General features: G+C 38.6%; 20 protein-coding genes. 12 read left to right on the top strand and 8 right to left on the bottom strand.

Annotated features, from left to right (window positions below; genetic code table 11):
• From LPB89_RS06115 to LPB89_RS06080, 8 genes are all read right to left on the bottom strand, one after another.
• Positions 1–2202: a PepSY domain-containing protein gene (locus LPB89_RS06115; RefSeq protein WP_230700883.1), complete on the bottom strand. Its 2202-nt coding sequence runs from the start codon at positions 2200–2202 to the stop codon at positions 1–3.
• Positions 2203–2207: 5 nt separating this feature from the next.
• Complete coding sequence (locus tag LPB89_RS06110) at positions 2208–2687, bottom strand: DUF2271 domain-containing protein (protein WP_230700882.1); 480 nt, start codon at positions 2685–2687, stop codon at positions 2208–2210.
• Between the two features lie 7 nt (positions 2688–2694).
• Positions 2695–4176, bottom strand: coding sequence for an ankyrin repeat domain-containing protein (locus LPB89_RS06105; RefSeq protein ID WP_230700881.1), 1482 nt, complete (start codon positions 4174–4176; stop codon positions 2695–2697).
• 553 nt (positions 4177–4729) lie between these two features.
• Positions 4730–5944, bottom strand: coding sequence for an MFS transporter (locus tag LPB89_RS06100; protein WP_230700880.1), 1215 nt, complete (start codon positions 5942–5944; stop codon positions 4730–4732).
• 15 nt (positions 5945–5959) lie between these two features.
• Positions 5960–6781: an SDR family NAD(P)-dependent oxidoreductase gene (locus LPB89_RS06095; RefSeq protein ID WP_230700879.1), complete on the bottom strand. Its 822-nt coding sequence runs from the start codon at positions 6779–6781 to the stop codon at positions 5960–5962.
• Between the two features lie 72 nt (positions 6782–6853).
• Positions 6854–7432, bottom strand: coding sequence for a TetR/AcrR family transcriptional regulator (locus tag LPB89_RS06090; protein WP_230700878.1), 579 nt, complete (start codon positions 7430–7432; stop codon positions 6854–6856).
• 237 nt (positions 7433–7669) lie between these two features.
• Positions 7670–9130 carry a glycosyltransferase family 2 protein gene (locus tag LPB89_RS06085; RefSeq protein ID WP_230700877.1) on the bottom strand — a complete coding sequence of 487 codons (1461 nt, stop codon included), beginning with the start codon at positions 9128–9130 and terminating at the stop codon, positions 7670–7672.
• Positions 9131–9573: 443 nt separating this feature from the next.
• Positions 9574–10008 (bottom strand): PepSY-like domain-containing protein, encoded by a 435-nt coding sequence (locus LPB89_RS06080; RefSeq protein ID WP_230700876.1) that lies wholly within the window; start codon positions 10006–10008, stop codon positions 9574–9576.
• Positions 10009–10487: 479 nt separating this feature from the next.
• Here LPB89_RS06080 and LPB89_RS06075 point away from each other — a divergent pair, with 479 nt between their 5' ends.
• From LPB89_RS06075 to LPB89_RS06020, 12 genes are all read left to right on the top strand, one after another.
• Positions 10488–11141, top strand: a complete 654-nt coding sequence (locus tag LPB89_RS06075; protein WP_230700875.1) for a hypothetical protein — start codon at positions 10488–10490, stop codon at positions 11139–11141.
• 135 nt (positions 11142–11276) lie between these two features.
• Positions 11277–11729, top strand: a complete 453-nt coding sequence (locus tag LPB89_RS06070; RefSeq protein ID WP_230700874.1) for a carboxymuconolactone decarboxylase family protein — start codon at positions 11277–11279, stop codon at positions 11727–11729.
• Positions 11730–11832: 103 nt separating this feature from the next.
• Positions 11833–12171, top strand: coding sequence for a YciI family protein (locus tag LPB89_RS06065; RefSeq protein WP_230700873.1), 339 nt, complete (start codon positions 11833–11835; stop codon positions 12169–12171).
• Positions 12172–12233: 62 nt separating this feature from the next.
• Positions 12234–13475, top strand: a complete 1242-nt coding sequence (locus tag LPB89_RS06060; protein ID WP_230700872.1) for an RNA polymerase sigma factor — start codon at positions 12234–12236, stop codon at positions 13473–13475.
• Between the two features lie 173 nt (positions 13476–13648).
• Positions 13649–15322, top strand: coding sequence for a circadian clock protein KaiC (gene kaiC / locus LPB89_RS06055; RefSeq protein WP_230700871.1), 1674 nt, complete (start codon positions 13649–13651; stop codon positions 15320–15322).
• Positions 15323–15329: 7 nt separating this feature from the next.
• The gene (locus LPB89_RS06050; protein ID WP_127337349.1) at positions 15330–15626 is read left to right on the top strand and encodes a circadian clock KaiB family protein; all 297 of its coding nucleotides are present in this window, start codon (positions 15330–15332) and stop codon (positions 15624–15626) included.
• Positions 15626–15925: a circadian clock KaiB family protein gene (locus tag LPB89_RS06045; RefSeq protein WP_230700870.1), complete on the top strand. Its 300-nt coding sequence runs from the start codon at positions 15626–15628 to the stop codon at positions 15923–15925. Before LPB89_RS06050 ends, LPB89_RS06045 begins: the two co-directional genes overlap by 1 nt.
• Entirely contained in the window at positions 15918–17183 is a 1266-nt protein-coding gene (locus LPB89_RS06040) for an ATP-binding protein (protein ID WP_230700869.1), read from the top strand. The genes LPB89_RS06045 and LPB89_RS06040 overlap by 8 nt, the downstream gene beginning before the upstream one ends.
• Positions 17184–17189: 6 nt before the next feature.
• On the top strand, positions 17190–17591 hold the full coding sequence (locus tag LPB89_RS06035) for a response regulator (protein WP_230700868.1): 402 nt from the start codon (positions 17190–17192) through the stop codon (positions 17589–17591).
• Positions 17592–17596: 5 nt separating this feature from the next.
• A complete protein-coding gene (locus tag LPB89_RS06030) occupies positions 17597–18469 on the top strand; it encodes an AraC family transcriptional regulator (RefSeq protein ID WP_230700867.1) in 873 nt (290 codons plus the stop codon).
• Between the two features lie 77 nt (positions 18470–18546).
• Positions 18547–19596, top strand: coding sequence for an alpha/beta hydrolase (locus LPB89_RS06025; protein WP_230700866.1), 1050 nt, complete (start codon positions 18547–18549; stop codon positions 19594–19596).
• A gap of 342 nt (positions 19597–19938) precedes the next feature.
• Positions 19939–22803 carry a TIM-barrel domain-containing protein gene (locus tag LPB89_RS06020; protein WP_230700865.1) on the top strand — a complete coding sequence of 955 codons (2865 nt, stop codon included), beginning with the start codon at positions 19939–19941 and terminating at the stop codon, positions 22801–22803.
• Positions 22804–22913: the final 110 nt, after the last annotated feature.

Here is a 22913-nt window from a genome sequence, read left to right as displayed (position 1 = left end):
TTAATAACAATCAGCCAGTACTTGTTTTTTTGTTTTATAATGGGTTAGGTCATTTCCGGTTTTTTCAATGCAAATGGTGTCCAGTACTTTTTCTACGTCTTGTTGCATCGCAAGCGAACCGCAAATCATAACTGTTCCGCCCTTTTGTAATAAAGCAGCAAAAAACTCTGCATCTCTTTGAATTAAATCCATTACATAACACTGATTTTGTTCGCGTGAAAAGGCAATGTGGAAATCGTTCAGGTATTGCTTGCTGATGTGATCGTTTGCGAATTCTCTGTATGCAGAAACCGATTCCGTTTCGTTTCGGAAACCACAATACAAATGACAGGCTGTTTTAGCTTTATTCTGCTCAATCATTCCCAGAAAGGGTGCAATTCCGGTTCCGTTTGAAATCAGAGCCACTTCCGCACTCTTTTTAGGAAAATGAAATCCTTCATTATGCATAACGCGGGCTTTGATAACAGAACCGGGCTTAAGATCGTATAAATAGCCGGATCCAAGACCGTGTGGGTGCAGCTTTACTATCAAACTGATATTGCCTTTGCTCTTCCCTATCGAATACAAACGGTCTCTCCCGTCGCCCGCCGGATAAACGGCCAGCAAGTCTCCGGAGGTAAATTTTGTTCTCCTTCCGGCACGCAGCGTGATCCTAAAGGTATGATCGGTTTCGGAAATAGCTGTTTTTTCCAAAACAATCATCTGCTCCACTCCTCTTGGCTTTTGTGCATATGTTGCCGGTGTCACAGCTAAAGGAATGTCTGTTTTTTTGCTCCATTTTTTCACCCACTCTACAAATTGTTTCGGCGACTTATCGTCAACAGTATGGAGTTCGAGAAAATTATTGCTCCATGGTTTATTAGCCAAAAACTTTTCCGTTTTTTTAGCAAAACCACAAAAATCAGGATATGATTTAGACCCAAAACCAACAATGCTTATCTCCACTTTTTGTTCCTGTGGGTATTGATCCACAAGCGATAAAAATTTACCGCCATTGGAAGGTGCATCGCCTAGCCCGTGTGTAGAAGTAAAAATGATGAGATGTTCTGCTTTTGGAAATTGGCTGTAGTCATTTAAACCACCCAGATAAGAAGAAAAACCTTTGTGCAGCAATTGTGTGTGAATCGCATTCGCAAAACGCAAAGTACTTCCGTTTTCTGAACCAGCCAGTATAATAAAACGGCTGTCTTTTGCCGTATGTTTATTTTTAATTTTAGTTTCCCTGCGACGCAACGTCATGGCAAAACCCGAATAAATGAAAAACAAAATATTTAGTGCTGCAATGGCCAAAACAACTGCCCAGATGGCATTAGCGCGTCCGGTATGAAGATCAAGGCTCAGATTTTCAAGCAATACGGTTACCGGATAACGAACTTCACTTACAATTTGCCCTGTAAACTGATTGACCTTCACTTCCCGATCGGTAAGTTTAAGTATAAAAAACTCTTCCGGATCTTCAGTATCAAAAGGAAATTCTATTTTCTGAACATCAGAAAGTTTTGTCTTTTTGAAAATTTCAAAATCGGCAATATTTTGTTTTTTCGGAGTTTTAGTATCAACCGGAACTTCTTTCTGATTGATTTTAGCCTCCGGAAAAAGTTTAAATCGTTGCATCGAAAGATACGTTCCGGAAAGCGCCATTATCAAAATCGGAATAAGCATCAGCCTTCCCAGGATGACATGGTAATATTGGGCAAAATTGTCTTTAATGATTTTCGAGAAAAAACGACGTAATCCCTTTTGTCTCTGTAGTACCAATGCGGTACCGGAAATAGCGATCAGAAAAAGCAAAAAAGCATTCACTCCAATAAAAAGCCTTCCGGTTTCGTGTAAAAACAGGGAACGGTGAAGCGAAGTGACCCATTGGATAAAAGCACTTTTCTTTTCGGTCTTTCCTATTACTTTGCCGGTTACGGGATTGATATAAGCATTAACATCGTTTCCGTCTTCGTCAAGCCCTTTTAATGTGGTAAACTGATTGTGATCTACACTGATTTCGCTTACTTCTAAATAATTCTTACTCAAAGCCGCAATAACAGCGGCAACGGATATATTCTCAAAATTATCAACACGATAAGGCGGTATTTTCTCCCCAATCGCATCGGCAGCCAGTACCACTCCGGTAACGGATGCCAAAACAAGAAAGAGTGAAGAAAATACCGCCAGCGTTAAGTGTGCATATCTCCAGACGGATAATGTCATATGCCTTATATATTGCTAAGTTTTACATATCTTATGTACCCTTTTCCCTCTGCTTTTTCGGTAATCGCTGCTGTTGTTAAAGGTATTTCGGCATCTCCCACGTAATATTTCTGGTCTTCAACCGCGGTTTCAAAACGTATTTTATAGCCTTTATCAATTTTTGAGTTTTCGATCTCGAATACCGTTACACTGCGGTCTCCACCTGTAACCGAAGCGCCTGTTTTAGCGCTTACATCCGGTTTTTTACTATTGAATTTATTCCATTCCTTCAGGCTTTTATACCATTTTTTATCGTCGCCCATTACGTACAGGGTTTTTTCATATTCGCCTTTCGCATCAATAAGGGATACTGCCACATAAGCACCTTCCCCAACATAATTCGCCATTTGCAAAAGGCATTTGTATTTCGTGGTTTGTGCTGAAGCCTGAAATGAGAAAAGGCCTGCAATAACTGCCATCAGACAGATTTTAGATAATGATTTCATTTAGTATTTATTTTAAAAAATCAACAGATATATTATTCTTTTTCAATAATTCGTTTTCTTGTGCCAGACTGTAAGCCGTTTCATCGAATTCGGTTTTAAGGTCTTTTTTAGCCCCGATTGACAACAAATACTTCAAAACAGTATCGTCTTTTGCAATCATTGCGGCTTTGTGTAATGCCGTTAATCCCTCTTTGTTTTTGGCATTCACATCTATATTCAGTCCGTCGAGTTTTTTCAACAGGACGATATTATTTTTGGCTGTAGCGGTATAATACAATGTACTTCCGTCTTTTTGCTGCGCCGCAAAGTTAATCCCTTTACTCTTTAATAAGTTCAGTTTCTCATCGAAATCATCTTTTTGCGCACCGCCTTTTGAACCTCTGTACGATTCAATCAGATAATAAGCAAGATTGTTTCCTGCGCCGTCTGTAACATTAATATCTGCTCCTTTGCTTAAAAGTAATGCCACAACCTCTGCTGAACTTCCTTTTACCGCAGCCGTCAAAGCTGATTCTCCCTTGGCATTTACAGCATTTATATTTTTTACTTTTGCAGCCAGAGTTTGTATTAGTTCAGTGTCTTTTCCTTCTGATGCAATAATTAAAGGGGTATTGCCATCTTTATCAGCCTTATTAACATCTACTCCTTTATCGATAAAGTATTTTATAATTTCGGACTGTTTTTCTTTGCGTGCCAGGATGTGAACCACCGTCTGACCATTTGAAGAGGTCGCTGTGGGTTTAAGTTTAAGATCCTCCACCAAATATTTAAACGCTTCGATTGGGTTTGCACTTCTGCGCATTCCCTGAGCGGCTGTTATTAGGGCATAATCCGTATACTTCACTCCTTTTCCTGCGAGTGTTTTTAATAATTCAATATTCCCTGATCTTGCTGCGTAATCAAAGGCGGTATGTCCATTCTTGTCGACATCCTTTAGCGATAATCCTTTCGATACTAAATAGTTCGTAACAGTCAGGTCTTTATCGGCAGGGACAGCCAGCAATAGTAGCGTGGCGCCGTCATCGTATTTCTTTTTCGGATCGATTCCCGCTTTAAAAAAAGCTTCAAATGTAGCAGGGCTTGTTGTTCCTGTCCCGGCAGCAAACGCAAGTGGTGTAGTCCCATGGCTGTCTTCGAAATTAACATCGGAACCTTTGGCAATAAGATATTCTACCAGTTCTGTATTTCCTTTGTAGGCCGCCCAATGCAGGTAGATACGATTGTCGTGCGTCAGTTTTGTTATTTCGTTACCCGGAAGTGTCAGTAAATATTTGATATCTTCAATTGGTGCACCATTATTAATAGCCAAAACAACCGGATCGAAGGCATTTACATTTAATGCTGCTGGATTACTTCCTTTTTCTATTTCCGATTTTAAAGTGGTTAAATCCGGAGCGGCTTTCCAGAAATTCTGGTCTAAAAGTTTATTCTCCTGAGCGTTAACCTGTAATGTTGCTGCAAATAGTGCAGTAAAGAGTATTTTTTTCATAGTGTATACAATCAACGAATTCCTAATCTGTTTAACGAACTTTCCACTGCGGGATTTCAAGGGCGAAAGTTAGGTCTTATTTAGAATATTTCAAAATAAGGATTAAGAAATGTGTTTTATTTTTTCAATAAAATCAATATCAGATGCAACATAATGATTTACAGACTTATTTCTTATATAATTTATTTCAAATACTATAAATTCAGCGCTATTGCTGACTTAAATATCAACTTTCACCTGATATTTATCTGCTTTTTATACGGACTTCCATTCCCCATTAGAAGAAGCATTGCTATTCATTTTCTTTTTATAGCCGAAAAAGATAAAATTTTCACAAAATAAAAAGTCCCGAATCACGAACGGGACTTTTTAATCATCATATAATTAAATAAATTATAAGTAAAGTGTTGATTGTAATTCACTGAATATCTGATTTCATATAAAAAAATAATGCATTCTTTAGAAATCAATGTTATCCTGAGCGGAGTCAAAGGCTTTTTTATATAAAAGGGGCTTCGACTCCGCTCAGCCTGACAAAAGTTTTGAATTTCTATTATTCTTTGACAGCATTCTCAAAGCTGCTTTTTAACGGGTATTTGTTGAATACCACAAAAAGAATCGTAACGATTACCAGTAGCGAAAGATCTGCCACTCCAAGTAATAACTGGCTTTTAACTTTGAATAAATTCGCAAATCCGTAACTGAATACAGAACTGATCATGTACATAACACCACCTGTAAGCCCACTGGCCACTCCTGCATTCCTGGAAAAACGGGTCAGGCAATAGCCATAAATGATATTAAAAATAAAACCTCCGGCGATATGAATTCCAATTATAAAACCAATTAAAGTGTAGATATTCATCAATAAAGAAGAGGTAAAAATCATGAGTAAAACTAACAAGATCTGAATACCAAACGCGATTCCTACTTTCTTTCCTAACGGTTTTTTTAGTAGTGCTTTTGCGATAATTCCGCCTGTCATCAGGGACAAACCGGATAACAAAGAAGTATAACCTGTCGTGATGGCTGAATGACCCAAAACACGTTCTATGATAAAAGGGCTGGATAAACTAAAGACCACTACAATACCAAAACAGATTCCGATAATGATTAGTCCCAATGTAAAATCAGCAGTTTGAAGCATTCCCTTATATGTTTCTGCGATTGATTTTAGTTTGAAGGGATGATAATGTTTTAAGGATTCGCCACTATAAATAAGTTCCAAAATCAGGAATACTAATGATAATCCGCCTAAAAAGTAAAAGTTGGATCTCCAGCCAAAACTGTTTTGCAGATAGCCTCCCAGAAACGGAGCCATAATAGGCGCGCAGGCCCAAATGATCGAAAACAAACTGATATAGCTTTTTAGTTTTTCACCTGCAAAAAGATCTACAAAATACGCTCGCTTTCCGACTACAATAAGCGCAATTGTAATTCCCTGAATAATTCGCATGACATAAATTACATAAATATTAGGGACCAGTGCAATAACAAAACTGGTAACCGAAAATAAGGCGAGTGATGCAAGACCAATTTTATAACGTCCGAAACTGTCTAAAATACTTCCGATAAAAAACTGACTGATACCAACACTAAACATAAACAAAACCAGTGAAAGCTGGACTGCCGCCGCCGAAACATGCAGGTCATTGGCCATTGCCGGTAGTGATGGCAGGTAAATATCTGTAGCAAAACCCGATAACGGAATCAATGCAAGGGCCAGTATTGTACTAAAGCCCCTGTGATTTTCTTTTAAAATTTTCATTTCTAATTTGATAAATTATGCTCCGTGTGCTTCCTCAGAAACGCTTTTCCATTCCTCAAAGCTAGCCAGACGTTCTTCATATACTTTTTTGACGGCCGGATAAGCAAATGCTCCCAGTAACAATCTCAAAGGTGGTTCTTTTTCATCTGTCAATTTCAGGATAACAGCAGCCGTAGCTTCCGGTTTGCCAAAAAGACCCGGAGTTGAAACCGCTTCATTAAAAGCTTGTTTTACAGGATCGTAAACAGCCATACTTTCGGTTTGGACAGCAGATTCCCCGGACCAGTCCGTTGTAAAACCATTGGGTTCTACCAGGGAAACATGAATTCCAAAACCTTTTACTTCTGTAGCGAGTGTTTCACTAAATCCTTCTACGGCAAATTTAGAGGCATTATAAAGTCCCAAAACAGGCAGTGTTACGAGTCCTAAGAAACTGGATACCTGAATGATATGACCACTTTTTTGTTCACGCATAATCGGTAATACGGCTTGTGATAACCAAAGCACTCCAAAAAAGTTGGTTTCCATTTGCTTTCTTGCCTCTTCTTCTGATGTTTCTTCTATCGTACCAAACAAACCATAGCCGGCATTGTTGATCAGGACGTCAATTCTTCCAAAATGTTCTTTTGCTTTGTTTACGGCTTCAAAAGAGGCCTTTCGGTCGTTGACATCCAGTTGAACCGGCAATACCAGATCCCCATATGTATTTTTTAAATCCTGTAGTGCTTCGATGTTTCTTCCGGTTGCCGCTACACGGTCACCGCGCTTTAAAAATGCTTCTGCCCAGATTTTCCCAAATCCTCTTGTGGCTCCTGTTATAAAAATTACTTTAGACATTGTTATTATATTTAATTATTAAACCTTAAATTAAAATAGACCGAACGGTCTAAAATATAGCAAAAAAAATATTTAGATTACATATTTTTTAAATTCACTTTTTATGCTGTCCAGCACAAGTACCATTTGTTGGTTTCCGACTAGCTTTCCACATAAGATGGCACCTTCAATCATCGCAAAAACTTTAATACTGAACTGTTGAGGATCTAATGCATCCGATAACTCCTTGTTTTTTATACCGTCTTCTACTATATTGAAAAATCTCTTTTGTGCCGAAAAAACCGCTTTTTTGACCAGTTCTTTCATACCCGGATTGGTATCATCGGCTTCAGTACCAAAATTCAGGATTGGACAGCCTTCCATCATGCTTTCATCATTTTGATACACATCCAGTAAATTGAAAAGCTTCGTTTCTGCCGAGTTTCCTTTGGCTACAGCTGCATCTAATTTGTTTGCCAATTTTGATCTCAGATAAACAAATGCTTCCATGCAGATCTCCTCTTTGCTCCCGAAGTTACCGTAGATTCCTCCTTTGGCTAATTTTGTAGCTTCCATAATATCGGTAAGAGAAGTTCCGGCCATTCCTTTTTTATTAATTATGGGTGCCGATGCTTCTATGATAAATTGTCTCGTTCTTTCTGCTTTGCTCATGATCTTTTCCTTTTGACGGTACAAATATAGACCGTTCGGTCTTAAATGCAATTTATTTTAACTTTTTATTTCAATATTTGTTCTTTGTAACAGAATTAACTTAATAGAAGGCATTCCCTAATTTTCGCTTTTGTTACAACACAAAGAGTTTTTCAGGAAAACAAAAAAAGCTTCTATTCACTCGGAACAGAAGCTTATTTAAACAAATTAATCTCTCTTTATTCAGTATTACAATTTTTATTTTTTATCTGATAATCCTCGGGTTAACCATCCTCTTTTATTCGCTGTTACTATGGCATACGGAGTAATCCAAAATAAACTGAACGTATAAAAGATGCTATAGGAATAGGCCCAGAAAGAATCTGCCAGATTGTATCTTTTTGCATAAAATATAACTGGGAAAGTAGAAACAATCAGAATCCCCAGTAAGGTTGAACTTAAAAATAACAACGGGTGTGTCGCTATAAAAATCAACATAAAAATAAGGAACGGGTACGCTAAAATGATTTTTAAAGACTGGTTGATAAACAAAAGCCTTGCACCAAACTTAGATTCTTTTCTAAAATCCTTAAAAACATATTGTGCCATCATAAGATTCTCACGAACATTACTTCTGCTCCATCTGATGAACATTTTGTATAAACCGGTATATTCTTCAGGAACATTGGTAAGTACATAGGCATTTTTCTGGAACAACACATGAAGTCCCTGTTTCAGGATCATGTTGGTCATGGCACGGTCTTCACCAATGTCTGACGGTTGCCCCATGAAAGTTTGGTTGATCCACTCCGGAAGACAGTTCAGTACGGCATCCCTGCGGTAAGCTGCTGCTGCACCCGGCGTGCAAAGTACAGATCCTAACATGCTTTCGGCTGAACGCATGAATTCAAAACTCATTACAAAACTTACGTTTAACATCTTAGGAAGTAATGCTTTTTTATTGTTCAATACCTGAACATTTCCTGCTACTGCCCCACATTTTTCGTTTACCACAAAAGGGCTTACCAGATTTCTTAATGTATCTTTTTTTACAATGGAATCACTGTCTACGGTTACAAAAATTTCTCCGGTACCCAGTTCAAATCCACGATAAAGTGCATGACGTTTACCGCCGTTTTCAGGTTGTTGGAAAATAGTCAGTCGATCCCCTAATTTTATTTTTGCCTGCTGCATCCAGTACCAGGTGTCATCTTTACTTCCATCATCAATGGCAAGGATTTGTAATTTTTGCTCGGGGAAGTCACTGTCGGCCAAACTTAATAAAGTATCCCAAACGAGTTTGCCTTCATTGTAGGCAGGCACTATAACCGTGCAGGTTGGCAGCAATTCATCACTAACTGATTCAATTGGTTTGTAACGGAAATAAAGGAATAAATTATAGACAAACACACCACTTTGAAAAACGAATAAAGCAATGGCTAAAATCAGGAAAGGAAATCCCCAGGAGGAATTGATTCGCTCTATCTGAAACTGATCAAAATCAGGCTGGAACTGATACACCATAAATGCTCCGGTCAACATTAAGGCAAAAGTACTGATGAGCACTATTAATCCCAACGGACTTGACGTTTTTTCGATGGTTTTGCCTGATGTTGGATTGTTAATACGAAAAATGGAACTGCTAATAGAATGTCCGTTATTGTTTGTATTGTCGCTTGTAGTATAAAATTGATCTGAAATAATTGTTTCACTTTTCATATTGCACTCTGTTGATTTGTATTGTATGGCTTTTATTAATTTTCCCGTAAACAGGAATTCACATTATCACATTTAGCAATGCATGTGCCAATACGCTATAAAATACATTTTGAGGGCTTTACGATATCCGGGTACAATGTAAGCTGTGTAATGTTTACACACTTGTACAATGTTTATACAGGTTTTGTGTGTATCCGGCAGCCAAAATCCCCAACAAATACGGATGTTTTGAAGTAGTACATCTTTGTTTTTCCATTTTGAAAAATACTCAAAATGATGAATGGAATTTCTTCAATAGTAACGACAAAAAAAAGGAAATAGTATCTGGGCTATTTCCTTTTCAAATTTCAAAATTTACTCTCCACTCTTTATTCCATATTCTAAACTCTATACTCTTTACTCTATACTCTTTACTCTTTACTCTTTTCACATTTTTCAACAAATTAATCTTTCTCTCCTTTTATAAATTTTCCTTCTTTAGTAAATTCGAGGTCAATTTTGTTCGTTAAATCTACATCCAGGTCTTTGTGCCCGTAATCAATGTGGGTGATTTTCTCGTTCGGATAGTTTTTAGCCACATAGTCTTTGACTGAAGCCGGAATAAATGCAGTCGGAATTGGTTTATCACCGCCATCCACTTCACGGTAGGAACCGTCTTTCCAGAATTCTACTTCTGTGCCGTCTTTCAGTTTAACCTCGTATCCCTTTTCACCATGTTCAGCGTCTTTTTTGGCGACGTCTACAGTGGTGTTGCTAAAATGTTTTTTCAGAAAATCCTGAGCCGGCTGTGGCAGCTCTGTCACTGCGATCTTCTTCTGTGCGTTGGCCGATATTGCAAAACCCAGCAATAATGCGGCAAATGTGATTCTCATTTTCATGGCTTGCCTGTTTTAAAATTATTGTTGCACTAATTTACAACAGCAGAAAATAGCTACAAAACACTTTAAGAAATCTTTATAATTTATAATAAGCTCAGTTAGAAGTTATTATTATCAGAGTATTTCCTTTAAAATAATAATTCAAATCCCCCCTGAATTTCCTTTTTCCAACTTTTCACAGTTACAGTCACAGTTACCCTAATAAATAACAAATGAATACCTTTCAAAAAGAGCTGATCAAGGACACAATTCCGATGTTGAGAAAAGCGGACCGGTTATTTTTATGCCGAATGTTTACCGCATAACCCGAATTGCGTAATATGTTTAATATGGGCAATCAGGCCAAAGGAAGGCAAAAAATGAAACAGGAAGAGCCTTCCTTATAATTGGGAGTTTTTTTTTATGTTTTATTTGGAATGACTGTTTATTCCCCTAACTTTATTGCGCTTTGCATAGCAATTTCTTTATTTAAAAAACAAATGAACAAAACAATTTTAGTGGTCGTAATCATAAGTGCTGTTGTCTTTTTTATGGTAAGGCAGATGGTTTACAAACCTTATATGTGGAAAAAAGCAATTCAGAGTGAAGCGCACAAACTGCAGTTAGGGAGTTTTATTTTTAGCAAACAAAGAGGTTCCAACGGGAGTCAGAGCTTCGAAAATAAATATTTCGTTTTTAAAGTAATCGAGATCAACGGCGATTATGTGCGGCTTTCCGTCATTCGAAAATTATCTGAAAAGGGAACTTTTTCTCAGGGTGATTTTTCTACGACTTCGGCTGATTACAAAACATTAAAAGGAAATATAACAAATCTGCTCATCACTCCAATTCAGCAAGAGGATCTGTACAAAGGTGACGGTCCACGTTTTGAAATGAATGATTATTTGCTTCAGCAATATCCAGATTTAAAAAAGTCCCGCTATTATTATGAAGATATCCCGGAGGAAACTAAAAATAAACCCCTGCCCACAAATGCAATGGAACTGAATATGTATTTCAGTCTGGTGTATTCTAAAAAGGAAATCATTGAAAACCAAAAACTGAGTCCGTGGATTATGAATAACAGCCTGAAAAATGAGCCTGAAATTGCAGACAGGCTTTCGGAAAAAATTGATTTAATTGTAAACAAATAATTTTATTTCCATTCTAAAGGCCCATAAATAGTCACTTTTAAAATATTGTTTATTTTTTTCTGCTTTTTTTTAATTTATTTGTCCAATTCTGAAAGTTCAGTTGTCATTAGGGTATAACATTTAAAATTATACAACATGGAAACCAGAATTAATGTATTCGAAAAAGGTCAGAAAGCGTTAACTCCATTATTTGGAATTACGGGTTATTTAAAAAAATCATCTCTTGAAAAATCCCTTGTAGATTTAGTAGATTTCAGGGTATCACAAATTAACAATTGTGCCTATTGTTTAGACATGCATTCCAAAGAAGCTATCGCACACGGCGAAACGGCACAACGCCTGTTTGGAATAAGTGCCTGGAAAGAGACTCCTTATTTTACGCAGCGCGAAAGAGTTGCACTTGCCTGGGCAGAAGCAGTAACAGCCTGTGACGTCCCTGACGAAATTTACGCCATTGCAACAGCTGAATTTTCCGACGAAGAATTGATCGATCTTACCCTTGTAATTACGACCATCAATACCTGGAACCGTTTCAATCTGGCTTTCCCTAATACGCCGGGAACGTACAGAGTAGGACAATTTGGATAAATAAAACCGGCTGTTTTTAGGTTGCAAAAGAGTAATTTTATACGCAAAACAAGAACAGCCCTTATTGGAAAACGTAAATTGATAACTTATAAAAAGATAAACAATGAATGAATTTTTATTGATCTTCAGAAGAGATTTTATATCCAAAGAAGCACAGCCTTCTCCCGAAGAACTGCAGCAGCATTTGCAGCAATGGCAGAACTGGTTTGGAAGCCTGGCGGCACAGGATAAACTGGCAAGACCTTTACAGCGCTGGGACGGACAGGGAAAACTTGTTACTTCGAATAAAGGAATTACAGATGGCCCCTTTGTTGAAATCAAGGAATCTATTGGCGGACTAATCATTATCAAAGCCAAAGATTATGACGAGGCAGCAGCGATTGCGCAGGGATGCCCGGTTTTGAATTTAGGCGGAAATGTCGAAATTCGTATGGCTTTTTAAACTTTGAAATATAATTATCAAAAATGCCTTTGTATCTTTACTCAGGCATTTTGTTTTATACTATGGAGAACGCAGCGCTTATTCCCAACCTCTTCCGAAGTGAGTATCAAAAGATAGTTTCCGTGCTCTGTCACCTCTTTGGGATTCATCATATCGAAATTGCCGAAGATATCGTGAGCGATACTTTTTTGTCTGCTTCAGAAACATGGGCCATAAAAGGAATTCCGGAAAATCCAACGGCCTGGCTTTATACGGTAGCCAAAAATAAAACCAAAAATTACCTAAAGCGGAATACTATTTTTGAAACCAAAATAGTTACGGAAATCAAATACAATGCACCGCTGAACAATCCTGAAATCGACATCGACTTATCGGAACAGAATATTGCCGACAGTCAGCTGGCCATGATCTTTACGGTCTGCAATCCCTGTAATTCCGATGAAGCCCAGATTGCACTGGCGCTGAATTTATTGTGTGGTTTTGGAATCAATGAAATTTCCGATGCTTTTCTTTCCAACAAAGAAGTGATTTACAAAAGAATCAACCGCGCCAGGGAAAAACTCAAAGAAGAAAATATTAAAATTCAAAGTCCGAATGTTTCTGAAATAAAGGACAGGATAAAAACGGTCCTGAAAACTATTTATCTGCTGTATTCGGAAGGCTACTACTCTATTTCGCAAAACACCACCTTACGCAAGGATCTTTGTGCCGAAGCCATGCGTCTTGCTTATCTGCTGATTCAGAATGAAAGCACCAATTTGCCGGAAACCAATGCTTTGATGGCACTGATGTGTTTTCACTCTTCGCGATTTGAAGCCCGAACCGCTGAAAACGGAGCCATAATTTTATATGAAGACCAGGATCAGTCACTGTGGAATCAGGAGCTAATAGACAGAGGAACCTATTTTCTAAGTAAATCATCAACAGGAAATACGCTGTCAAAATACCATCTCGAAGCCGGAATTGCCTATTGGCATACCATAAAAGAAGACACTGCGGACAAGTGGGAACATATTTTGGAATTGTACAACAATCTGATTATTCTGGAATATTCTCCAATTGCAGCATTAAACAGAACCTATGCCTTGTCAAAAGTAACCGGCAAAGAAGAAGCCATCGCTGAAGCGGAGAAGCTCCATCTGACCGGCAATCATTTTTATTATTCCCTCCTCGGAAATCTATATGCTGACCTCGATACAAAAAAAGCTTTAAACCACTTTGAAACCGCTCTCAGCCTTGCCAAAACAATCGCTGACAAAGATGTGATTCGCAAGAATATCAAACAACTGAATTCAGAAAACTAATCCAATATCCCCCATTTTTATCGATTCCCACCCTAATACCCGTCAATTACGTTTTTCTCTTTTATTTCAATTTAGGCTGTGAATTTAATTAAACAGCTGTTAAAACTTTAATAAATATTAATGTTAAATTCTGTAGGAAAACGTATATTTGAGTAAACAGAATATTTAAAAGCGTGCAAAAAGAATCAAAATCAAATAGTTTTATATTTCCAAAAACTCCAACCGGAGTTGACGGTCTGGATGAAATTACAGATGGAGGGTTTCCAAAAGGGCGACCAACCTTAATCTGTGGCGGAGCCGGCTGTGGAAAGACATTGTTATCCATGCAATTCCTGATTAAAGGTATTACTGAATATAACGAACCGGGCGTTTTCATGTCTTTTGAAGAGCCCTCAAATGACCTTACACTGAATGTCAAATCATTGGGGTTTGACCTGGAAAAACTCAAAGCAGACAAAAAACTCGTGGTAGATTATGTAAGAGTCGAACGATCTGAAATCGAAGAAGCAGGTGAATACGATCTTGACGGTTTATTCATCCGCTTAGGACATGCCATCGATTCGATAAAAGCAACCCGTGTTGTTTTGGATACTATTGAATCCTTATTTTCAGGCCTGGACAATCAGGCGATCCTCAGAGCTGAACTGCGAAGGCTGTTTCACTGGCTTAAAACCAAAGGTGTAACAGCCATTATTACGGGAGAGCGCGGTGAAGCCACCCTTACACGACAGGGACTCGAAGAATACGTTTCAGATTGTGTAATCGTTCTGGACCACCGTGTTATCGAACAGGTTTCCACCCGCAGGCTTCGAATTGTAAAATACAGAGGTTCTACGCATGGTACCAACGAATATCCGTTCCTTATTGATGCAGATGGGATTTCAGTTCTTCCTATTACCTCTTTAAAACTCGACAACGAAGTTTCTTCAGATGTAATTTCGACGGGAGTTCCGGGATTGAACAGTATGTTTAACGGCGGAGGTTTTTTCCGGGGCAGCAATATACTGGTTTCCGGAACAGCGGGTACAGCCAAAACAACAATTGCCTGTTATTTTGCGGCAGAACAATGCGAAAAGAAAGAGAAAACAATCTACTTTGCTTTTGAGGAATCGCCACAGCAATTGGTTCGAAATATGAAATCGATCAATGTTAATCTGGAAAAATATATTAAGAATGGGACTTTGCAGATCCACTCTTCACGTCCGTCACTCAATGGTCTTGAGCTGCATTTGCTGACCCTAAGAAAATTAATCAAAGATTTTAAACCCACGACCATCATTATCGACCCGATCAGCAACCTGATTACAGTGGGTAGTGAACATGAAGTCCGCTCCATGCTGGTACGATTGATAGACATGTTAAAAGTCAATAATATCACGGCCCTTTTTACTTCTTTGAACAAGCAAAATGATAATTTCAGACCGGATCTTGCAGAAGAATCCGTATCGTCGTTAGTAGATACCTGGGTAACCGTTCGTGATATGGAAGGAATTGGGGAACGCAACCGTGGTATATTTATCGTAAAATCCAGAGGAATGGGGCATTCGAACCAGGTACGTGAATTTGTGATCTCAGGTAACGGAATTGAATTACTCGATGTAGAACTGGGACCGCAGGGAATTCTGACGGGAACCGCACGAAAATCACATCAGATCAAGAAAACAATGTCGGATATTAAGCTTCAAAACGAAATCAATCGCAAAGACAGGGAGATTGCGCGTAAACGCAGGATTCTTGAAGCCAATATAGAGGCGCTTAAAAATGAATTTGAATCTGCCGAGGAAGAATTAAATATACTGAAAGCGACAGAAGAATTACAGGAAAAGCTGAGTTCTAAAAAAAAATAGAGAGAATATGAAAAAGGAAGTAGCCGAATGGCAGTTATTGCTATATATAGCGGGTCAGACGCCAAAGTCAATAACTGCACTAGAGAATATAAAAAAATATGCCGAAGTACATCTGGCTGGAAAATACAGTATCGAAATTATTGATTTGCTCAAAAGTCCGCAATTGGCCGAGGGCGATCAAATTTTAGCGGTACCTACTCTGGTTAGAAAATTTCCGGAACCTATTCGTAAAATAATAGGTGATCTTTCCAATGAAGAAAGAGTACTTGTCGGACTGAATATCAAACCTGTAATCTCTTACTAATGGATGATCCCTCTGAAAGTACAAGTACAGCCAAACATAGATTTATGCTTTTTGTTTCGGGTATGTCTGTAAAATCAGGGCATGCCATAGAAAACCTGCGTAAAATTTGTGACAACTATTTTACTGATAATTACGAACTGGAAATTATAGACATCAGCCGTGATACAGAACAGGCCGTAATTCATCAGATTGTAGCAATACCTACATTAATAAAAACAGATCCTGCACCGAAAAGAATTATCCTTGGTGATTTATCAGATAAGGAAAAGGTGTTAAGGATATTAAATATCATTGAATAATTTGGAGTATAACAATAAAAATATCGAATCCTTATTAAAAGAGATAGCTTCATTAAAAGAAGAACTTTATGAAGCCAATAGCATTGTCGATGCCATAAAACAGGGAGATGTTGATGCTTTAGTAGTAAATAACAACGGGATTCCGCAGCTTTATTCGCTCGAAACCGCCGATTACACTTTTAGGCTTTTAATTGAAAAATTCGGACAGGGCGCAGTGAGTATTTCCAAAAACGGACTTATATTATACTGCAATGATTATTTCGCCAGACTCATTGAACTGCCTTCCGAAAAAATAATTGGAAACTATCTCTATGAATATTTCGATGATCCCGACCATTTCACGCCATTAATAGAGGCCATGAAATATGGTGTCAATACACACGAAATTGTGTTTAAGACCCTCAATGAAAAAAAGATTTTCCCTGCCTATATTGCACTGACCGACTTTGAACCCTCCGTACAGGGCATCGGAATTGTGATTACAGACTTAACGGAAAAGAAAAAACACGAAGAAGCTTTAATAAGGCATCAAAAAGAACTGGAGCAAAAAATTCATGAACTGAACCGGATCAACAGCAATCTCGAAGAATTTATTCATGTTATTTCACATGACCTCAAAGAGCCGCTTCGGAAAATCGTTATGCACAATACCAGGATTGACGGAAGTTATCTTTCTGAAATGGATGCCAAGTCTATGAATGTGATGAAGTTATCCGCATTGCGACTGAACTCACTTGTAGATGATTTAGTGAGCTACTCTTCGCACACCGCGCAGGAAGAGCGATCAGAAATAAATCTGACGGAAATCATTGCTGAGGTAAAAGAAGATTTGGAAATAATAATCAACGACAGGAATGCTCGTATTGAAACAGGAAAACTGCCTTTGATTAAGGCCTCAAAAGTACAAATGCGACAGCTTTTTTCCAATCTTATTTCAAATGCCATTAAATACAGCAAAAAAGAAATCACTCCAATTATTGAAATTTCACAAATTGAAAATTTTAAATCTGAAATTCCGAATCAAACCACTAAATTTGTAAAAATTCAAATCAAGGACAACGGCATTGGAATGGAACAAAACCATCTTATCAAAATTTTTACTATATTTCAGCGCCTTCATGCTAAAACCGAATATTCCGGAAATGGTATTGGTCTGGCCATTTGTAAAAAAATCATGGAAAACCATTCGGGAAATATCACCGTCGAAAGTGAATTGAACATTGGAACCACTTTTAATCTCTTTTTTCCAATAGTATAATTGCCAATGCTACATAACCTACATATTGTTATTGCAGAAGATGACAGCGATGATGCTGACGTAATATACGAGACCTTCAATAAAAACCCGAATTTTGGAAAAGTAAGTATTGTAAACAATGGCGAAGAGCTGCTCAATTACCTAAAAAGCACTTCAAATGCCATTCCCGATGTTGTTCTTACCGATATAAATATGCCGATACTGGATGGCATTGAAGCCTTACAGCGAATTTTGAATCATACCAATTTAAAAACTATTCCCTGTTTTGTGTATTCTACAAGTATAAATCCGGCCTACAAGGAAAAATGTGATGTGCTGGGTGTAAAAGCCTATCTGATCAAACCGTATTCTTTTGAAGCCTTTGAAGAGATTCCAAAAAAGATTCTTACGCTGATAGAACAAGAATAATCCTAATGAATAATCCTAAAATTTTCGAATCCAACTATAAAAAACTGGGCTTTCTGGTGCTCGACAGGGAAGCTGTAGATGAACTAAACGGAGATTATTACAAACCCTATATCAAAGTACTTTTTTTACCGGAAGATTATTCCCTGACCATCGATTTTAAACAGTATACCACCACAACTTCTTCCCTCTTTTTCATTAATAGCAATCAGTACCTGCAAATTGAAAAAGAAGGCAAAGCGCCCGGTTATTTTATGTATTACAACCGTGATTTTTATTGCGTGCAAATTCATGATGCCGAAGTCGCCTGTGACGGTTTATTGTTCAATAATATTTTCGAAATGCCCATGACGGCCCTGCCTGAAAGGGAATCCGGATTTGTAGAAGGAATCTTTAATCAGATTCAGGGAGAATTTGATGCTGTGGATTCTTCACAGGAAGAAATGATCCGAACGTACCTCAAGCAGCTCATTATAAAAGCAACCCGCCTCTGGAAAGTACAGCAATTGGGTATACTCAATACGGAACCTTCTAAAGAAATGGATTTCTTCAGGGATTTTAGCCGTCTGGTTGAAATTCACTTCAGAACCAAACATACGGTGGCCGATTATGCCGATATTCTTGGCGTAGCTCCGAAAACATTATCCAATAAATTCAATCGGCTGGAGCTTACACAACCTAACGATATCATTAAAGACCGCATCATGCTGGAAGCAAAAAGGCTGCTGGGATATTCTTCCTTAAGCGTAAAAGAAATTGCATACCAGCTCGGCTATGAAGATCCGGCTTACTTTAACCGCCTTTTTAGCAGTAAAGTGGGCGACACTCCATCCAATTTCAGGAAAAAATACCTTCAAGGGAAAAATGTACAATCAGAATAGACTTTTGTCTATTTTCAGCACCTTACTACCGCCATATCTTTGTCTTATCAAATTATAACTGATAAAACATAAAAGATATGAAAACTATTAAATTATTACCACAAGGTTTATTTATTGCAGCATTGTTTATTGTAAACACCATAGCTACAGCACAAGAAAGACAATACAAAGGAGAAAATGATCCACAGGTCTTTACAGAAGTTCGTTCGTTTTTGAAAGCGTTAAATTCAGGTGACGGAAAACCATTAGAACAATTAAGTGTTTCTGACGCCAGAAATGTTTTGGTGGGTGCTCAAAAATCCGTAGAAGTGGATTATTCCGGTATTGAGGAATCTGAAAAAGTGATTTCTCAAAACGGATACAAAGTAAAAATTCACATTACAAAACCTAAAGGAGCAAAATCGAATGCGCCAGTATTTATCTTCATTCACGGCGGTGGCTGGGTACTGGGAGATTATCCGACACACAGAAGGCTGGTTCGTGATTTAGTCGTGAAAAGCGGTGCCGTGGCAGTTTTCCCGGACTACACTCCTTCTCCGGAAGCTCAATATCCCGTAGCCATTAATGAAATATATGCTGCCACACAATGGGTAGCCGAACACGGAAAAGAAATTGGTGTTGATGGTAAAAACCTTGCCGTTGCCGGAAACAGTGTGGGCGGGAATATGACTGCAGCTATTACTTTAATGGCAAAAGACAAAAAAGGGCCACACATTAAACTACAGGTTTTATTATGGCCGGTAACCGATGCTAATTTTGAAACGGAATCTTACAATTCTTTTGCAAACGGAAGATTCCTAACCAAAAACATGATGAAATGGTTCTGGGACAATTATTTACCTGACACCAGCAAAAGAAAAGAAATATACGCTTCTCCGTTGCAGGCCGACTTAGCCCAACTGAAAGACTTGCCTCCTGCACTGGTACAAACTGCTGAAAATGATGTTTTGAGAGATGAAGGTGAAGCCTATGCCAGAAAATTAAACGAAGCCGGGGTTCCGGTAACACTAACAAGATATTCAGGGTTGATTCACGATTACGGTCTTCTTAACCCGATTGCGAATGTGCCTGCCGTACAAACTGCGATTGAACAGGCTGCCGTAGTGATCAAAACTACTTTGAAATAAGCAACACAAAAATTAAGATGTTAACAGGGGATAGTTTTAAAAAGCTATTCCCTTTTCTTTTTTAATATTCAAAAAAATACAATAGAGTAATTCCTCCGACAACTCCATTGGGAAATTCAAAAGCTATGCGGCAGCACTTTTCAGCTGTTGCTACATCAAAAACCGGAGAAATAATTAGTACTTCAACACTCCCAAAAAGAGACGGCATTAAAAGGGTTTTCACTCCGGAAACCCGGTAAATAATTCATGATGATACCTTCTTCAAAACATACACATACCCCAAATAGATTTTTTATACTGAAATTTGTTACCTTAAAATTTTACTAAAACCACTATTTAACCATGCGCAAAAAAATACATTTCTTATTTGCTGCAACGCTGTTGGCTTCCTGTTCGGTGAAGCAATATCAAACGATAGACGACGGCATCATTGTAAGCGTGAAACAAAACAGTAAAACAGCTGTGCAGAAAGTACGTATTCAGGTACTGCAGGACGAACTGATTCATGTTTCAGCAACTCCGGATGCTGCTTTCGCCAAAGATTCTTCGTTAATAATCGTTGCCGGAAAATCAAAAGTTCCTTATAAAATAGAAACCAATGTTGCCGATTCTGTTTCGGTTGTCACTTCACGACTGAAAGTGATGGTTTCTAAAATAAACGGCGGAATCAACTTTAAAGACAAAAACGGAAAACTAATTTTAGCCGAAAAAGCAGGCGGAGGGCGACATTTCACTCCGATTGAAGTGGAAGGAACCAAAGGCTACACCGTTCGCCAGATCTTTGATTCTCCTGCCGATGAAGCTTTCCACGGACTGGGACAGCATCAGGCGGATGAATTCAATTACAAAGGTAAAAACGAAGAATTATTTCAATACAATACCAAAGTCTCGGTGCCTTTTATCGTTTCGAATAAAAACTACGGGATTTTATGGGACAGTTATTCTTTGAGCCGTTTTGGTGAAAGCCGTCCGTATGCACAATTGAATACCGTTTTTAAATTATACGATAAAAAAGGAAATCCCGGAGCTTTGACCGGAACGTATGTTTCTAATGAAAAAGACGTGCAAAACATCGAGCGCAAAGAAGAATCTATTTTCTTTGAAGACATTAAAAGCATCAAAAAATTACCGCAAAACTTCCCTTTAAAAAAGGCTGACGTTACGTATGAAGGTGAAATTGAAGCACCGGAAAACGGAACGTATAAGTTTACGTTGTATTACGCCGGATATGTAAAAGTGTACCTAAACAATAAATTAGTAGTTCCGGAGCGCTGGAGAACGGCCTGGAATCCGAATAGTTATAAATTCTCTTTGCCATTAGAAGCCGGAAAACGCGTTCCCTTACGCATTGAATGGAAACCGGATGGCGGAACTTCCTATTGTGGTTTACGCGTGCTTACGCCTCAGCCGGCAGAAGAAAAAAACAATCAGGTGTGGTGGAGCGAAATGACACAAAAAATCGATTATTATTTCGTTCACGGAAATTCTGCAGACGAAGTAATTAAAGGCTACCGTACCTTGACAGGGAAATCCCAGATTATGCCAAAATGGGCCATGGGATACTGGCAAAGCCGTGAAAGATATAAAACACAGGATGAAATTGTCGGAAACCTGAAAGAATTCAGAAAACGTAAATTCCCGATTGATAATATTGTCCTGGACTGGAATTACTGGGAAGAAGATTCCTGGGGAAGCCATGAATTTGACAAAAAACGTTTCCCGAATCCACAGGGAATGGTTGATTCTATTCACGCTTTGAATGGAAAAATGATGATTTCGGTCTGGCCGAAGTTTTACAAAACCACCGAACATTTCAAGGAATTTGATGAAAAAGGCTGGATGTACCAACAAGCCATAAAAGATAACGTTAAGGACTGGGTTGGTCCCGGATATGTGGGTTCTTTTTACGATGCTTATTCTGGTGGTGCCCGTAAATTGTTCTGGAAACAAATCTATGATAATTTATACCCGCTAAAAATCGATGCCTGGTGGATGGACGCCAGCGAACCCAACGTACTGGATTGTACCGATATGGAGTACAGAAAAGCCCTGTGCGGCCCGACAGCCCTGGGTTCTTCTACCGAATTCTTTAATACCTACGCCTTAATGAATGCCGAAGCCATCTATGACGGACAACGCAGCGTGGAACCCAACAAAAGGGTGTTTCTTCTGACAAGATCCGGATTCGCAGGTTTACAGCGTTATTCTACAGCCACCTGGAGCGGTGATATTGCTACACGCTGGGAAGATATGAAGGCTCAGATTTCTGCCGGACTTAATTTCGCGGTAAGCGGTATCCCCTATTGGACAATGGATATTGGCGGTTTCTGTGTAGAAGACCGATACGTAAGCGGACAGCAGCAATACGACAAAAATGGTCAGGAAAATGCCGATTATAAGGAATGGAGAGAATTAAACACGCGCTGGTTTCAGTTTGGTGCCTTTGCTCCTTTGTACCGGGCACACGGACAATTTCCGTACCGTGAGCCCTGGAACATTGCTCCGGATACACACCCGGCTTACCAGTCTATTTTGTATTATACCAATCTGCGTTACCGACTGATGCCGTATATCTACACTATGGCCGGAATGACGTACTTTGACGATTACACGATCATGAGACCTTTGTTTATGGATTTTGCAGCAGATAAAAAAGTGCAGAATGTAAGCGATCAGTTTATGTTCGGGCCTTCCTTTATGGTTTGCCCGGTTTATAAATATGAAGCCCGTACGCGTAATGTGTACTTCCCCGAAGGAACCAACTGGTTCGATTTCTACACCGGACGTTACATCACCGGCGGACAACAGCTGAATGTGGACGCGCCTTATGAGCACATTCCGTTATTTATTCGCGAGGGCGCCATTATTCCGGTTGGTCCTGAAATGCAATACAGCACAGAGAAAAAAGCAGATAAAATTGTACTTTATGTTTATATGGGACAGGATGGAAAATTCACCCTGTATGAAGATGAAAACGAAAATTACAACTACGAAAAAGGAAGCTTTTCGAATATAGCTTTCAATTATAACGAAGCTTCCGGAACCCTCACCATTGGGGCACAAAAAGGAAAATTCGACGGAATGATTAAGAATCGCAAATTTGTAATTGTCGCCGTAAGTAAAGAGAATCCAAAGGCTTTTACCTATGATGCCGCCGGAAAAGAAATTAGTTACGACGGAAATCAGCAAACCGTAAAGCTGAAATAATACCAAAAGAGGTTTATACGACATTCCGTATAAACCTCTTTTTTATTAAATAAAAACCAAAATTCTGGCAGTATTCCGCACTGCTTTATACCTTTGGAAGGATTTCGCGA

Origin of the sequence: Flavobacterium sp. ENC (assembly GCF_020991415.1) — a bacterium.
GTDB lineage: Bacteria > Bacteroidota > Bacteroidia > Flavobacteriales > Flavobacteriaceae > Flavobacterium.
Note: the sequence above shows the minus strand (reverse complement) of the source record. Positions and strands in the feature narration are given on the sequence as shown.

Bases quoted from the DNA above. Each gene is read 5' to 3' on its own strand.
- LPB89_RS06115 (WP_230700883.1), bottom strand. From the start codon at position 2,202: ATGACATTATCCGTCTGGAGATATGCACACTTAACGCTGGCGGTATTT.
- LPB89_RS06110 (WP_230700882.1), bottom strand. From the start codon at position 2,687: ATGAAATCATTATCTAAAATCTGTCTGATGGCAGTTATTGCAGGCCTT.
- LPB89_RS06105 (WP_230700881.1), bottom strand. From the start codon at position 4,176: ATGAAAAAAATACTCTTTACTGCACTATTTGCAGCAACATTACAGGTT.
- LPB89_RS06100 (WP_230700880.1), bottom strand. From the start codon at position 5,944: ATGAAAATTTTAAAAGAAAATCACAGGGGCTTTAGTACAATACTGGCC.
- LPB89_RS06095 (WP_230700879.1), bottom strand. From the start codon at position 6,781: ATGTCTAAAGTAATTTTTATAACAGGAGCCACAAGAGGATTTGGGAAA.
- LPB89_RS06090 (WP_230700878.1), bottom strand. From the start codon at position 7,432: ATGAGCAAAGCAGAAAGAACGAGACAATTTATCATAGAAGCATCGGCA.
- LPB89_RS06085 (WP_230700877.1), bottom strand. From the start codon at position 9,130: ATGAAAAGTGAAACAATTATTTCAGATCAATTTTATACTACAAGCGAC.
- LPB89_RS06080 (WP_230700876.1), bottom strand. From the start codon at position 10,008: ATGAAAATGAGAATCACATTTGCCGCATTATTGCTGGGTTTTGCAATA.
- LPB89_RS06075 (WP_230700875.1), top strand. From the start codon at position 10,488: ATGAACAAAACAATTTTAGTGGTCGTAATCATAAGTGCTGTTGTCTTT.
- LPB89_RS06070 (WP_230700874.1), top strand. From the start codon at position 11,277: ATGGAAACCAGAATTAATGTATTCGAAAAAGGTCAGAAAGCGTTAACT.
- LPB89_RS06065 (WP_230700873.1), top strand. From the start codon at position 11,833: ATGAATGAATTTTTATTGATCTTCAGAAGAGATTTTATATCCAAAGAA.
- LPB89_RS06060 (WP_230700872.1), top strand. From the start codon at position 12,234: ATGGAGAACGCAGCGCTTATTCCCAACCTCTTCCGAAGTGAGTATCAA.
- LPB89_RS06050 (WP_127337349.1), top strand. From the start codon at position 15,330: ATGAAAAAGGAAGTAGCCGAATGGCAGTTATTGCTATATATAGCGGGT.
- LPB89_RS06045 (WP_230700870.1), top strand. From the start codon at position 15,626: ATGGATGATCCCTCTGAAAGTACAAGTACAGCCAAACATAGATTTATG.
- LPB89_RS06035 (WP_230700868.1), top strand. From the start codon at position 17,190: ATGCTACATAACCTACATATTGTTATTGCAGAAGATGACAGCGATGAT.
- LPB89_RS06030 (WP_230700867.1), top strand. From the start codon at position 17,597: ATGAATAATCCTAAAATTTTCGAATCCAACTATAAAAAACTGGGCTTT.
- LPB89_RS06025 (WP_230700866.1), top strand. From the start codon at position 18,547: ATGAAAACTATTAAATTATTACCACAAGGTTTATTTATTGCAGCATTG.
- LPB89_RS06020 (WP_230700865.1), top strand. From the start codon at position 19,939: ATGCGCAAAAAAATACATTTCTTATTTGCTGCAACGCTGTTGGCTTCC.